The following is a 12179-nucleotide window of genomic DNA, read 5'->3' on the forward strand; positions in this document are numbered from 1 at the left end:
TCGTCAGAGGGGCCCGGCCCGCTTTATCAAGATCATATGGACGGGCAGCGCGCGCAAGGGGGTCGGGAATTGATCTTTCGCATGGATAAGATGAGTTTCTCTTATCTTGAACCCGACCCATCCCGGGAGAGCGGCGCTCAGGCGGCCGGCCGGTCCTCGCCGCCCGCGAACCCCGGCAGGCTCCAGCCCAGCTTGATCGCCGCCGCCCGCAGGCCGAAGGCCGAGGCGAAACCCGCCAGTCCAGCTGGCCAGAACCCCACGCCCACCAGATCCAGCACGGTGAACACCGAGGCGCCCAGCAGGGCGGCGGTGATGTAGATCTCGCGGCGCAGCAGCAGGTTGGGCTCCTCGGCCAGCACGTCGCGGATCACCCCGCCGAAGGCGGTGGTCAGCACGCCCATGACCACGGCGGTGAAGGGGTGCACCCCCAGGCTCAGGGCCTTGGCGGCGCCGACCACGCAGAAGGCGGCCATGCCCAGGGCGTCCAGCCACAGCAGGGCCCGGAACCGCCAGCCGCGCTTGCCCAGCGACCAGACCACCGTGGCGGCGGCCAGGCAGGCCAGGATGTAGCCGGGCCTCTGCACCCAGAACACCGGCGCGCCGATCAGCAGGTCGCGCAGGGTGCCGCCGCCGACCCCGGTGATGGCCGCGAAGAAACCGAAGGTGATGATGTCGTGCTTGCGCCGCGCCGCCGCCAGCGCCCCGGTGGCCCCGAACACGGCCGCGGCGGCGTAGTCCAGCCAGAACAGGGCGGTCGCCAGGGGGTCTATGGTCGGGTCGGGAAGCGGGTCCATGACCGTTCATGCCACGGCCGGGTCGGCGGCGGAAACCATCGCCCGGTAATATCTGATTTACACTTTCGCCCGTTCCCCTAAAGGAGCGCTGATGAACGACAAGCCCGAGCAGAAACAAGGCTGGTTCCAGCGCCTCGCGTCTGGCCTGACCCGGTCTTCCCAGGCGATGACCGAGCAGGTCACCGGGGTCTTCACCCGGAAACCGCTCGACCAGGAGCAGCTGGACGCCCTGGAAGAAATGCTGATCGAGGCCGATCTGGGCCCGCAGATCGCTGCCCGCATTGCCGACGCCTTCGGCAAGGCGCGGTTTGGCAAGTCGTCGACCGACATCGAGGTCAAGGAAGCCCTGGCCGAACTGGTCGCCGCCGAGCTGGCCGACCGCGAGGGCCGCTTCGACCCGCTGGGCGGACCGCGTCCCTATGTGGTGCTGTTCATCGGCGTCAACGGCTCGGGCAAGACCACCACCCTGGGCAAGATCGCCTCCGACCTGACCGAGAAGGGCGCCCGCGTCCTGATCGCCGCCGGCGACACCTTCCGCGCCGCCGCCGTCGAGCAGTTGAAGGTCTGGGCCGACCGGGCGGGCGCCGACTTCATGTCCAAGCCCACGGGCTCCGACGCCGCGGCTCTTGCCTATGAGGCCGTCGAGCGCGCCAAGGCCGAGCACTATGACGTGGTGCTGATCGACACCGCCGGCCGGCTGCAGAACAAGCAGGGCCTGATGGATGAGCTGCTGAAGGTCATCCGCGTGGTGAAGAAGGTCGATCCCGACTATCCCCACGAGACCCTGCTGGTGCTGGACGCCACGGTCGGCCGCAACGCCCTGGCCCAGGAAAAGATCTTCGGCAACCAGGTGGGCGTCTCCGGGATTGTCATGACCAAGCTGGACGGCACCGCGCGCGGCGGGGTGCTGGTGCCGGTGGCCCGGGCCAGCGACAGTCCGATCAAGCTGATCGGCGTGGGCGAGGGGGTCGAGGATCTGCAACCCTTCGACGCCCGCGCGTTCTCGCGTTCGCTGGTCGGGCTGGAGGACTAGGCCGTGGACGAACAGCAGACCAAGAAGAAGCACGCCGCCTGGGTGCGCACCGCCGTCGACTACGGCGCGCCGATCGCCTTCGCCGTCGCCTATTTCACCACCAAGAATTTCCAGACCGCCACCTGGGTGCTGGTCGCCGCCTCGGCGGCGGCCCTGGTGCTGGGCTATGTGGTCGAGCGCCGCGTGGCGCTGCTGCCGCTGTTTTCCGGCGTCATGGCCCTGATCTTCGGGGTGCTGGGCCTGATCTTCCACAGCGACGTGTTCGTCAAGATCAAGGTCACGGTGGTCAATGGCGCCCTGGCGGCGGCGATGATCGGTGGGGTGCTGATGAACCGCGCGCCGCTGAAGGCGCTGATGGGCGAGGCCATGCAGCTGCCCGACGCGGCCTGGCGCACCCTGACCCTGCGCTACGGCGCCTATTTCGCCTCGGCCGCGATCCTCAACGAAATCGTCCGCCTGACCCAGGACACCGACAACTGGGTGAAGTTCCGCGTCGCCCTGCTGCCGCTGGCGATCATCTTCTCCCTGACCCAGGTGCCGTTCATGATGAAGCACATGGCCAAGGGCGACGAGCCGTCGGCGCCCGAGCCCCCGGACGCGGGTTTCTAGGCGGTTCCGCCGTTCACGGATCACCTGTCGTCAAATCGACGTGTAACGATGATAGTGCTTGTCCGTCGGCTGATCGGACGAAGGCGAAGTCATGGCCAAGACCAAGGTTGAGAAGAGCGGCGGTCTGCTGGAGCGGTCGCCCAGCCATCTGCTGCACCGGGTGCTGCAGCTGGCGCTCGACATCTACGCCGAGGAGTGCGGCGCGGCCGGGGTCACCCAGCGCCAGTTCGCGGTGCTGTCGGCCGTGGCCCAGAACGAGGGCGTCACCCAGACGGCCCTGGTCAAGGCCACCGGCATCGACCGCTCGACCCTGGCCGACATGGTCGCCCGGATGATCGCCAAGGGCCACCTGGAGCGCCAGCGCTCCGACCAGGACGCCCGCGCCAACAGCGTTCGCCTGTCGCCCTCGGGCCGGGCCATGCTGGAAGAGGTCGCGCCGATGGTCACCATGGCCGACGCGCGGATCCTGGCCCTGCTGAAGCCCGGCAAGCGCGAGGGCTTCCTGGACCTGCTGGCCGACATGGCCGGCGCCGACCTGCATCCGTCGGTCGAGAGCGAGCCCAAGGCCAAGAAGGCCAAGGCCGACAAGCCGAAAAAAGACAAGAAGCCCAAGAAGGACAAGGCCGCCAAGAAGGCGGCCTGAGACCCTTTTAAACCACGATATTCAGCAGCGAGCCCGGGCGCAGGACCTTCTGCGGCTGGGCGTCCGGCTGCGTGAACGGGCGAGCCGGCGCCTGGCGCTGCGGCTGGGCCTGGGCTTGCGCCTGCATCTGCACCGAAGCGGCGGCCTGGGCCGGGCGCGTGGGGGCCGCATCGCCGAGCGCCGCCTGGAAGAAGGCCGAACGCGTCGCGGCCCCGCCCGACGCGGGCGTCGAGGCGGGTCTGGCGGGGGCCGAAGGCCAGCCGGCGGGACGGATGGTGCTCATGACTCGAAGTCTAACATGGTTAACTGAAAGTCTGCGAGCATGGTCAACGTCGGGTTAACGCGAAAGCGCCGCGACGTGTCAGCGCAGGTGTTCTCCCCTGGGTCCCGGGCTTCCACGAGGACCAGCTCGCGTTATGCTGAGCCAATGAACCCGTATCTGCTCATGTCGGTCGCTGTCGTGGGACTTTTGGGATGTGAATCCCTGGTCTCGAACGCTCCGGCGAGCACGGCGACGCAAGGTTTGAGCGCGAAGCTTGTGGTCGGCCATTGGGCCGCAGAAGGCGTGGATTGCGAGAGCGATGGAGGCCTTAGTCTCCAACAGGACGGATCCTACCGGGCCTACGACGTGGGCGGGCGGTGGCGCCTAGAAGACTCTCGCCTCGTTCTGACAACGAAGTGGCGAGGAGAGCCGGGCGAACCTGTGATCGACTTGAAGCCGCCTGAGCAGCATAGCCAACAGCTGCGAGTTCTTTCGCGAAATGAGATCGCCGGAACCTGGGCCGATGGATCTGAGTACAGGTTCAGACGCTGCGAAGCGCCAAACTAGCGCGCCTTCGCCAGCAGGTCCTCGGCCGCATCGGGCGTCAGGGGGCCGGTGTGCTTGGCCAGGATCATGCCGTCCGAGCCGACCAGATAGGTCTCGGGCACGCCGGTGACGCCGAACTCCAGGCCCGCGGCGCCGCTGCGATCCACCAGCCGGGCGGCGAAGGGGTCGCCCAGGCGGGTCAGGAAGGCCTGGGTGTTGGGCGGGGCGTCCTTGTAGGCGACGCCGATCACCTTCACGCCCTGGGCGTTCAGCGCCATCAGCTGCGGATGCTCGATCTCGCAGGGCGCGCACCAGGAGGCGAAGAAATTGACCAGCACGGGGCCGCCCTGTGTGACGTCCTTGAGGGCGGTCGGCTGTCCGCTGGACAGCTCGGGCAGGGTCAGGACGGGCATCGGCTTGCCGACCATGGCGTGGGGCGAGACCTTGGGATCGCGCTTGAGGGCGTAGCCGGCGAACAGCAGCGCCAGGGCCGCCAGCACGATCAGCGGCGTGAAGGCCAGCCAGCGCTTCACGCCTGCGCCGCCTTGGCCGCTTCGTCCTGCAGGCGCTCCAGCTCGGCTTTCCACCGGCGGGACTGGGCCAGGCTGTCGAGGATCATCCAGGCGAAGGCCACGACCGTGATCCCGAAGGCCGGCCACAGATAGATCGCGTATTTTCCGGCGTCGAAATCCATCTCAGCTCCCCGCCTCTAATTTTCAGCCATCCGCAAGGCCAGGGCGCGAGCCTTGCGCCGCCAGACCAGGGCCCGGATCCGCACCAGCCACAGCGACCCGAAGGCCGACAGATAGGCGAGGGTCATCAGGGCCCAGGGCCACAGATACACCGCCGGAAGCCGGTCTTCCGGCTTGGCGAACAGGGTCGAGGTTCCCTGGTGCAGGGTGTTCCACCAGTCGACCGAGAACTTGACCACCGGCAGGTTGATCAGCCCGACCAGGGCCAGGATGGCGGCGGCGCGAGCGGCCTTCTGCTCGTCCTCCAGCGCGCCGCGCAGGGCCAGATAGCCCAGATAGAACAGGAACAGCACCAGCACCGAGGTCATGCGGGCGTCCCACTGCCACCAGGTCCCCCACATCGGCTTGCCCCACAGCGAGCCGGTGACCAGGGCCAGGGCCGTGAACACCGCGCCCAGCGGCGCGCAGGCGCGGGCGGCGGCGTCGGCCAGGGCGTGGCGGAAGACCAGGGCCAGAAGGCTGGAAACGCCGAGGAACAGATAGACCATCATGCTCATGATGGCGGCGGGCACGTGGATGAACATCATCCGCACCGTGTCGCCCTGCTGGTAGTCCTCGGGGACCGAGAAGGTCAGGTAGAGGCCAACCACGGCCAGCGCGGCGGCGAGGGCCCCGAACATCGGCGCGGCCCACCGCGAGAAGGCCATGAACCGCTCGGGGTTGGTCAGGAAATCAAACGGGTGTCGGGCGTCCATGGATTGCTGATTAGAGCTCCCGATGAACGCCCGCAATGCGTATCGACCCTTATCAGCCGGCCTTGTGCTTCATGATGATCTTGCGCTCTTCCTTGCGCTCGCCCATCGGCGGACCGTCGTGGCGGATGTCGAGGTGCTTGACCATCATGCGCGGGCCATGCGGAGCCAAGGCGTCGAAGGCCTTCTGCTGGCTGGGCGACAGCGCCGCATAGAAGGCCTTGGTCGCCGAGGCGCGCTTCTGGAAGGTCTCGGCCATTTTCGTCATGTGCGCGGCCTGCCGGTCGAGGCGCTCGGGCGTGGTCAGCGGCTTGTCGTCACTGTCGTCCTTGCTCTTCCACTTCAGACCCTCGGCCATCTTCTGTGGCGCGGTGGCCTCGATATAGGCCTTCAGGGCGCCGTCCTGGTCGGGACGCAGCTGCAGCACGTCGCGCAGGTGCTTGGCATGGGCTTCCGGATCGGCGGGCTTGCCGTGATGCATCATCGCCATGTCCTGGCCGCTCATCATCATGACGTCCAGGAACGACAGGGGCGGCGCAGGCGGTAAGGGCGGCAGCGGCGGAAGCGGCGGCAACGCGGGGGGAGGCGGAGGCGGGGGCGGCATCTGGGCCATGGCGGCCCCGGCGGCGGCGGTGATGGCGAGAACGGCGGTGGCGGCCAGGGCCAGGCGTCGCGTGGACTTCTGCATGATGGTTTCTCCCTCGGAACCAGATCTGGCGAGAGCTTGGCCATCGGCTTGTGGCGCGAAAATGTCAGGTTGGATGAACAATGTTACAGGATTGACGCCAGCCCATTTGATCCGCTCTCCCCGGCGAAGGCCGGGGCCCAGATCGAACCCAGAGAGGTCGGTGGTCCTGACTCCGACCGCGGGCGCACCCTCCCCAGACGCTCAGGCTGAATCTGGGCCCCGGCCTTTGCCGGGGAGAGCGGATTGTAGGAAACTCAGTCCAGCGCGTTGCGGCACGCCGCCGCCATGGCCAGGGGGCTCAAGGCGACCGCCGCCGTGCAATAGGCGAGCATCAGAAAGAGGCCGCCCGTCCACGGCAGGCCGCCGGCCAGGGCGTCCAGGGCGCCGGCCCCGAAGATCACCGGCGGCACATAGAGCGGCAGCACGATAACGGCCACCAGCAGGCCGCCCCGCCGGCTGCCCAGGGCCAGACTGGCGCCCAGTCCGCCCAGGAAGGCGAAGGCCAGGCCGCCGAACAGGCCGCACAGCACCAGCAGGGGAATGATCTTCGGATCGGCGCCCAGGGCCAGGGCCGCGACCGGCGCCGCCAGGGCCAGGGGCGCGCCAGAGGCCAGCCACTGGGCCAGGCACTTGGCCACGGCCACGGCTTCCAGCGAGGCCGGACCCAGCGCCAGCAGGTCCAGGGCTCCGTCCTCGAAATCACGCTCGAACAGGCGCTCCAGCGACAGCAGGGCCGCCAAGGCCAGGGCCAGCCAGGCGATGCCCGGCGCCACGGCGGCCAGCTTCTCGGGCGCGCGGCCGGCGGCCATCGGCAGCAGGGTGACGACGCCGGCATAGAAGGCCAGGGCCAGCAGCGGCCCGCCGCCCTTGCCCCAGGCCAGGGCCAGTTCGCGGCGCAGCAGGATCAGGAAGGCGGTCATGCGCCCACCTCGGCCACCCGGGCGGCCACCGGCAGGGGATCGTGCACGGCGGCCAGGATCATGCCGCCGCCGACCAGATGCTCGGCCATCAGGGCCCCGAAGGTCAGGCGATGGGTCGAGTCCAGCGGCGCCATCGGCTCGTCCAGCAGCCACAGGGTGCGCGGGCTGGCGACCAGCCGGGCCAGGGCCAGGCGACGACGCTGGCCGGCCGACAGGCGCCGAACCTCCAGGTCGAGCAGCCGCACCAGATCAAACCGCTCGGCGGCCTGGCGGGCCGTGGCCGGCGAGCCGCCGCACCACAGGGTCTGGAACCGCAGCTCTTCCCAGGCCGTGCGGGTGGATTTCAGGCCGTCCTGGTGGCCGACCATGTGCAGATGCTCGGCGCGGGCGGTCTCCGGCTCGTGATCCTCGAAGACGATCTGGCCGGCTTCCGGCCGCAGCAGGCCGGCCACGGCGCGCAGCAGGCTGGTCTTGCCGGCTCCGTTGCGACCGGTCAGCTCCACGGCCTCGCCGGCCTCGATCCGCAGATTGAAGCCCGAAAACAGTCGTCGTTCGCCGCGAGACACGGCCAAATCTTTAATGAGAACAGTTCTCAACATGCCAAGACCTTGTCCCGCGCATGGACGTTGAACATTAGCGGCGCTAAGAAGCCCTCGGCCGTCCCCCTCCAGCTTGTCAGGGGACGCGGCGCGGGGATGGACGCTGTGGGTCCGCCTCGATCGCGCGATCCCGGGAGTGGTTTTCGGGCGGCCGTGGACAGAGAAGGGATCTCCCGAATGGCGTCTGTTGACAGCCTTAAAGCCCGCCGCGAACTGATCGTCGGTGGCAAGACCTACGTCTATTACAGCCTTCGCGCCGCTGAGGAAGCCGGTCTGACCGGTGTTTCTTCGTTGCCGGTGTCGATGAAGGTGCTTCTCGAGAACCTGCTGCGTAACGAAGACGGCGTGTCCGTCGACGAACCCGACCTGAAGGCCGTGGCCGCATGGCTGCAGAACAAGGGCGCCGTCGAGCACGAAATCAGCTTCCGTCCCGCCCGCGTGCTGATGCAGGACTTCACCGGCGTTCCCGCCGTGGTCGACCTGGCCGCCATGCGCGACGCCATGGTCGCCCTCGGCGCCGACCCGGCCAAGATCAACCCGCTCAACCCCGTCGACCTGGTCATCGATCACTCGGTGATGGTCGACAACTTCGGCGACGCCAAGGCCTATGACGCCAACGTCGCCCGCGAATACGAGCGCAATATCGAGCGCTACCGCTTCCTGCGCTGGGGCAGCTCGGCGTTCAACAACTTCCGCGTCGTGCCCCCCGGCACCGGTATCTGCCACCAGGTGAACCTGGAATATCTGGCCCAGACCGTCTGGACCAACGACGTCGACGGCGAAACCACCGCCTATCCCGACACCGTCGTCGGCACCGACAGCCACACCACCATGGTCAACGGTCTGTCGGTTCTGGGTTGGGGCGTGGGCGGCATCGAGGCTGAAGCCGCGATGCTGGGCCAGCCGATCCCGATGCTGATCCCGGAAGTCATCGGCTTCAAGCTGACCGGCGCCATGCCGGAAGGCGCGACGGCCACCGACCTGGTGCTCACCGTCACCCAGATGCTGCGCAAGAAGGGCGTGGTCGGCAAGTTCGTCGAATTCTACGGCGACGCCCTGGCCAACCTGACCCTGGAAGACCAGGCGACCATCGCCAACATGGCTCCGGAATATGGCGCGACCTGCGGCTTCTTCCCGATCTCGGCCGCAACCATCGCCTATCTCAAGGGCACCGGCCGCGACGCCGCCCGCGTCGCCCTGGTGGAAGCCTACGCCAAGGAACAGGGTCTGTGGTGGGAGCCGGGCACGCCCGAGCCGAGCTTCACCGACACCCTGGAACTGGACCTGTCGGTCGTCCTGCCGTCGCTGGCCGGCCCCAAGCGCCCGCAAGACCGGGTTCTGCTGACCGACGCCGCGTCCAAGTTCGCCGAGTCGCTGGCCGGTGAATTCGGCAAGGCCGAAAACCCCGAGCTGCGCGCCCCGGTCGAAGGCGAAAACTTCGACGTCGGTCACGGCGACGTGGTCATCGCGGCCATCACCTCGTGCACCAACACCTCCAACCCCTCGGTGCTGATCGCCGCCGGCCTGCTGGCCAAGAACGCGGTCGCCAAGGGTCTGAAGGTCAAGCCGTGGGTGAAGACCTCGCTGGCCCCCGGCTCGCAGGTGGTCACCGACTATCTGCTCAAGGCCGGTCTGACCAAGCACCTCGATGCGCTCGGCTTCAACCTCGTGGGTTATGGCTGCACCACCTGCATCGGCAACTCCGGCCCGCTGCCGGAAGCCATCAGCAAGACGATCAGCGACAATGACCTGGTCGCCTGCTCGGTGCTGTCGGGCAACCGCAACTTCGAAGGCCGGGTGAACCCCGACGTCCGCGCCAACTACCTGGCCTCGCCGCCCCTGGTGGTGGCCTACGCCCTGGCCGGCTCGATGAAGATCGATCTGGCCACCCAGCCGCTGGGCCAGGACAAGAAGGGCAATGACGTCTTCCTGAAGGACATCTGGCCTTCGAACGAAGACATCGCCGTCCTGCAGCGCAAGTCGGTCACCGAAAAGATGTTCGCCAGCCGTTACGGCGACGTCTTCAAGGGCGACAAGAACTGGCAGGGCATCAAGATCACGGGCGGCCAGACCTACGCCTGGGAAGGCGACTCGACCTACGTCCAGAACCCGCCCTACTTCCCCAACATGTCAATGACCCCGACTCCGGTCACCGACATCGTGGAAGCCCGCGTGCTGGCCGTGTTCGGCGACTCGATCACCACCGACCACATCAGCCCGGCCGGTTCGATCAAGACCTCCAGCCCGGCCGGCCAGTACCTGGTCGACAACGGCGTGCAGCCCATCGACTTCAACGGTTACGGCGCCCGTCGCGGCAACCACCAGGTCATGATGCGCGGCACCTTCGCCAATATCCGCATCCGCAACCGCATCACCCCGGACATCGAAGGGGGCGTCACCAAGCACTTCCCGTCGGGCCAGGTGATGTCGATCTACGACGCGGCCATGAAGTACCAGGAAGAGGGTCGCCCCTCGGTGGTCTTCGCCGGCAAGGAATACGGCACTGGCTCGTCGCGTGACTGGGCGGCCAAGGGCACCAAGCTGCTGGGCGTCCGCGCGGTAATCACCGAAAGCTTCGAGCGCATCCACCGTTCGAACCTGGTCGGCATGGGCGTTCTGCCGCTGCAGTTCATCCAGGACGGCTGGCAGAAGCTGGAACTGACCGGCGAGGAGATCGTCTCGATCCGCGGCCTCACCGATCTGGCCCCGCGCAAGCAGCTGATCGTCGAGCTCTATCGCCCGACCGACGGCCGCATCGCCCGCTTCCCGGTCCGCTGCCGCATCGACACCCCGACCGAGCTTGAATATTTCAAGAACGGCGGCGTGCTGAACTACGTGCTGCGCAATCTGGCCAAGGCCGACTAACGCAGCGCTGACATCCAGGAAGCGGCCCGCCGGAGCGATCCGGCGGGCCGTTTTCGTTTCTGGCGCGAACTTTCGCAAAAGAACTCGGCCTTCACGGCCTCGTGAACGGCCTAGACCCGCGATCTTGGCTTAAGTGACCCGCAATGCGTAAGGCCGCCCTTTCCCTGTTCTGTCTGGCTCTCTCGGGCCTTGCCGCGACATCCGCCTGGGGCGCCAAGCCTCCGGTGGCCAAGCTGCCCGTCGTCGTCGAGCTGTTCACGGCCCAGGGCTGCACCTCGTGCGTCAAGGCCAACCAGGTCGCCGCCGACCTGACCCAGCGCGACGACGTCCTGGCCCTGACCTATTCGGTCGACTACTGGGACTATCTGGGCTGGAAGGACACTTTCGCCAAGCCGGTCTTCGCCGAGCGCCAGCGGGCCTATGTCAAGAAATTCGCCCTGCGCGACGTGCCCACGCCCCAGATGGTGGTCGGCGGCCGCGTCCAGGCCTCGGGCGCCAAGGCCGAGGCGGTCGAAGACCTGATCAAGACCGCCGCCAAGGCGCCGTCCAATCCGCCGGACATGGAATTTGTCGGCAAGACCCGCGTCGCGGTCGGCTCGGGCCCCGCCCCACGCGGCGGCGGCGAGGTGTGGCTGGTGCGGTTCGATCCGCGCGAGCAGGAGATCGCCGTCAAGCGCGGCGACAACAAGGGCCAGACCCTGGTCCACCGCAATGTGGTGCGCGAGCTGGTTCGCCTGGGCCCATGGGCCGGCCGTCCCAAGCTGTATCGCCTGCCGGCGACCACCGACGCCGATCTGCAGACGGTGGTCATCGTCCAGGGCGCCAAGGGCGGCCGCATCATCGGCGTGCTCGAAACCGCCGAGCGCTAGAGCTAAGCTCCAGACAGCAAAAACCCGCGCGACCGAGGGGGCAATCGCGCGGGCTCTTTTGGAGAGGGCTTGTTCGTCAGCAAACCGGTTCGAAACCGGAGAGGGCTGGGGGGGCTGTTCAGGGCCCCGATCCCGAAGCCGGTCGGCTGACCCTTGCTTTATCCGGTCCGAAGCGGGCGCGACCACGACCAAACCAAGGTCGTTTCATGGCCAGTGGTCAAGCTTGGCCTAGGCCCCCGCAACAGCCTCCCGACCCGGCGGCCCGCGGACAGCAAAAAGCCCGCGCGGTGGGGGAAGGACCGCGCGGGCTCATGGGGAGGGGGATGGTTCGTTCTGTCGGCCGACCGGCCCGCGATCGAGGGGGGCTGGGGGGCTGTTCAGGATCCAGGACCGTGAGATGTCCGATCAGCCGACACTGATAAATTGGCGGTCCAAACAGGCGGCCGAAGGTCCAAAATAAGGTCCTTTCGCGGCGTCGCGTGACCGTCGTGTTGCAATTCCCCAGGGCGTGACCGCGACGCCACGCTCGCCAAACCGGGCGGACTGGGTTTAGGATTCGTCCGATGGCGTTGGATCCGCAGTTTCCGTCCGCCCCCTCGCCCGGTGGCGTGACCTTCTTCGAGCGGCGCGAGCTCGATACGCTCATGCGCCTGTATGGCCGCATGGTCGCCGCCGGCGAATGGCGCGACTACGGCATCGCCGGCCTGTCCGACTGCGCGGTGTTCTCGATCTTCCGCCACGCCGCCGAGGCCCCGCTCTATCGCGTGGAGAAGCGCCCGGCCCTGGCCCGCAAGCAGGGCGCCTGGGCGGTAATCGGCCAGGGCGGCATGATCCTCAAGCGTGGCCACGAACTGGCCCAGGTGCTGAAGGTGTTCGAGAAGGGCAAGTTCTCGGTGGTGGACTAAGG

General features: G+C 67.7%; 14 protein-coding genes. 6 read left to right on the forward strand and 8 right to left on the reverse strand.

Annotation, left to right across the window (positions count from 1 at the left end; genetic code table 11):
- Positions 1-137: 137 nt before the first annotated feature.
- Complete coding sequence (locus ACW17V_RS20105; RefSeq protein ID WP_492106788.1) at positions 138-794, reverse strand: trimeric intracellular cation channel family protein; 657 nt, start codon at positions 792-794, stop codon at positions 138-140.
- Between the two features lie 91 nt (positions 795-885).
- Here ACW17V_RS20105 and ftsY point away from each other — a divergent pair, with 91 nt between their 5' ends.
- The 3 genes from ftsY to ACW17V_RS20120 all read left to right on the forward strand — a co-directional run bounded on the left by ftsY (position 886) and on the right by ACW17V_RS20120 (position 3079).
- A complete protein-coding gene (ftsY, locus tag ACW17V_RS20110) occupies positions 886-1827 on the forward strand; it encodes a signal recognition particle-docking protein FtsY (RefSeq protein ID WP_492106789.1) in 942 nt (313 codons plus the stop codon).
- 3 nt (positions 1828-1830) lie between these two features.
- Entirely contained in the window at positions 1831-2436 is a 606-nt protein-coding gene (locus ACW17V_RS20115) for an inner membrane-spanning protein YciB (RefSeq protein WP_492106790.1), read from the forward strand.
- Between the two features lie 91 nt (positions 2437-2527).
- Positions 2528-3079: a MarR family winged helix-turn-helix transcriptional regulator gene (locus ACW17V_RS20120; RefSeq protein WP_492106791.1), complete on the forward strand. Its 552-nt coding sequence runs from the start codon at positions 2528-2530 to the stop codon at positions 3077-3079.
- Positions 3080-3086: 7 nt separating this feature from the next.
- Here ACW17V_RS20120 and ACW17V_RS20125 read toward each other — a convergent pair whose 3' ends face one another.
- The 7 genes from ACW17V_RS20125 to ccmA all read right to left on the reverse strand — a co-directional run bounded on the left by ACW17V_RS20125 (position 3087) and on the right by ccmA (position 7538).
- Positions 3087-3362 carry a hypothetical protein gene (locus ACW17V_RS20125; RefSeq protein ID WP_492106792.1) on the reverse strand — a complete coding sequence of 92 codons (276 nt, stop codon included), beginning with the start codon at positions 3360-3362 and terminating at the stop codon, positions 3087-3089.
- A 542-nt stretch (positions 3363-3904) separates the two neighbouring features.
- Positions 3905-4420 carry a DsbE family thiol:disulfide interchange protein gene (locus ACW17V_RS20130; RefSeq protein ID WP_492106793.1) on the reverse strand — a complete coding sequence of 172 codons (516 nt, stop codon included), beginning with the start codon at positions 4418-4420 and terminating at the stop codon, positions 3905-3907.
- Positions 4417-4581 (reverse strand): heme exporter protein CcmD, encoded by a 165-nt coding sequence (ccmD, locus tag ACW17V_RS20135; protein ID WP_492106794.1) that lies wholly within the window; start codon positions 4579-4581, stop codon positions 4417-4419. Before ccmD ends, ACW17V_RS20130 begins: the two co-directional genes overlap by 4 nt.
- 15 nt (positions 4582-4596) lie before the next feature.
- Positions 4597-5334: a heme ABC transporter permease CcmC gene (ccmC, locus tag ACW17V_RS20140; RefSeq protein WP_492106795.1), complete on the reverse strand. Its 738-nt coding sequence runs from the start codon at positions 5332-5334 to the stop codon at positions 4597-4599.
- Between the two features lie 52 nt (positions 5335-5386).
- Positions 5387-6019, reverse strand: coding sequence for a Spy/CpxP family protein refolding chaperone (locus ACW17V_RS20145; RefSeq protein ID WP_492106796.1), 633 nt, complete (start codon positions 6017-6019; stop codon positions 5387-5389).
- A gap of 254 nt (positions 6020-6273) precedes the next feature.
- Positions 6274-6939, reverse strand: coding sequence for a heme exporter protein CcmB (ccmB, locus tag ACW17V_RS20150; RefSeq protein ID WP_492106797.1), 666 nt, complete (start codon positions 6937-6939; stop codon positions 6274-6276).
- On the reverse strand, positions 6936-7538 hold the full coding sequence (ccmA, locus tag ACW17V_RS20155; protein WP_492106798.1) for a heme ABC exporter ATP-binding protein CcmA: 603 nt from the start codon (positions 7536-7538) through the stop codon (positions 6936-6938). Before ccmA ends, ccmB begins: the two co-directional genes overlap by 4 nt.
- 177 nt (positions 7539-7715) lie before the next feature.
- On the opposite strand from ccmA, the gene acnA reads away from it, so the two are divergent.
- The 3 genes from acnA (at position 7716) to ACW17V_RS20170 (ending at position 12177) form a co-directional block, all read left to right on the forward strand.
- Entirely contained in the window at positions 7716-10403 is a 2688-nt protein-coding gene (acnA, locus tag ACW17V_RS20160) for an aconitate hydratase AcnA (RefSeq protein ID WP_492106799.1), read from the forward strand.
- A 143-nt stretch (positions 10404-10546) separates the two neighbouring features.
- Entirely contained in the window at positions 10547-11272 is a 726-nt protein-coding gene (locus ACW17V_RS20165; RefSeq protein WP_492106800.1) for a DUF1223 domain-containing protein, read from the forward strand.
- A 563-nt stretch (positions 11273-11835) separates the two neighbouring features.
- Positions 11836-12177, forward strand: a complete 342-nt coding sequence (locus ACW17V_RS20170; protein ID WP_492106801.1) for a DUF2794 domain-containing protein — start codon at positions 11836-11838, stop codon at positions 12175-12177.
- Positions 12178-12179 lie beyond the last annotated feature (2 nt).

The organism is Caulobacter sp. FV2ye17ST, from assembly GCF_058680955.1.